Source organism: Okeania sp. SIO2F5 (assembly GCF_010692685.1).
In the GTDB taxonomy this organism is placed as follows: domain Bacteria; phylum Cyanobacteriota; class Cyanobacteriia; order Cyanobacteriales; family Microcoleaceae; genus Okeania; species Okeania hirsuta.
In genome coordinates, this window is the sequence record NZ_JAAHGU010000318.1 from 1 (window position 1) to 1,203 (window position 1,203).

The 1,203-nt window shown below is 40.9% G+C and carries 1 protein-coding gene and 1 pseudogene; one reads left to right on the top strand and one right to left on the bottom strand.

The annotated features are described in order from the left end of the window. Nucleotides 1–255 precede the first annotated feature (255 nt). Nucleotides 256–637: pseudogene (locus tag F6K27_RS33270) on the bottom strand (IS5 family transposase); the annotation flags it as partial. Nucleotides 638–759: 122 nt separating this feature from the next. Between F6K27_RS33270 and F6K27_RS33275 the strand changes: the two are divergent. Next, nucleotides 760–936 carry a transposase gene (locus tag F6K27_RS33275; protein ID WP_192901140.1) on the top strand — a complete coding sequence of 59 codons (177 nt, stop codon included), beginning with the start codon at nt 760–762 and terminating at the stop codon, nt 934–936. Nucleotides 937–1,203: the final 267 nt, after the last annotated feature.

Sequence of the window (1,203 nt, forward strand, 5' to 3'; positions counted from 1 at the left end):
CTGCTGACTCTAGCATAGGCCACGGTCAAAGAATTATCTTGTTTGTTGCCTATTAAATCAGATACTGTAAACCGTCGATGACCTCCTTCGGTACGGCTTGAATTTAGCCGTCCTTCAGCTTCCCATCATCTGATTGTTTTGGTTGACACTCCTAGCAGTTCTGCTGCTTCAGATATAGTTAATAAGTTAGACATAAATCTAGTATATCACAAGAAATGTCTAATAATGTCAATTTTTATCCAATTATTTTAATACTGTTGATAGCCCTCCTTTGCTACGGCCAATGTCTTCCTGTTCTGCACTACTGTCCTTCACTCCGGCACTATGTTGATCAGCACGAACAATAGTGGCATCGATCATGGCATATTCGTTATCTGCATCCTCAGCTAGAGTTTGAAATAGTCTTTCCCAGACTCCAGAACCGCTCCAACGGCTAAAACGGGTATGGACAATGCGGAAGTCCCCAAATCTTTCTGGTAAGTCTGTCCAAGGAATTCCCGCCCGATATCTGTATCAAACCGCTTCTACAAAGAGGCGGTTGTATGCATGCTGTTCTTCCTACAGTTCCTTCACGGCCTGGTAGTAAATGTGGAATGGGTTCCCATTGGTCGTCACGCAAACCATAACGTCTAGTCATTGAGAGCAGTCCTATGCCTGTTATTCCTGTAGTTATTCTTTATAGAACCCCTGAGCGTATCTTTTCCGTCCAAGTTTATACTAAGTAGCGATCGCCAATTATCCTAAACAAGAGTTAGGCAAATGCCGTATTCAAGCAGTTTAACAGACAAAGAATGGGTTCAAGTTGAACCATTATTGCCAAAAAAGAAGAAAACTTGTCCCACAAAATGGACGAAAAGGCAAATACTTGATGGTATCCTCTACCAACTTAAGAATGGTTGTAATTGGTGTGATTTGCCCTGCATATTTGCCTCCTGATTCCACAGTTTTTTGGCAGCAGCTACATTCAGCTGGAATTAAGAGGCACTTAGCAGTTGATAGTCTTGGTTTTCCTTTTTTTACCCACTGTACATGCATCATCAGTTTCTGATGATGTAGGATGAATAGAAATGATCTCAAACAACATCGACTATTTGAAATCCAAACCAGTCAATATTCCTCAGATTACTATCTTACTTGATCATGGATACCACCCCGAAAAGATCATAGAGGAGTTAAAGAAAATTTATCCGGCAATTATGACTA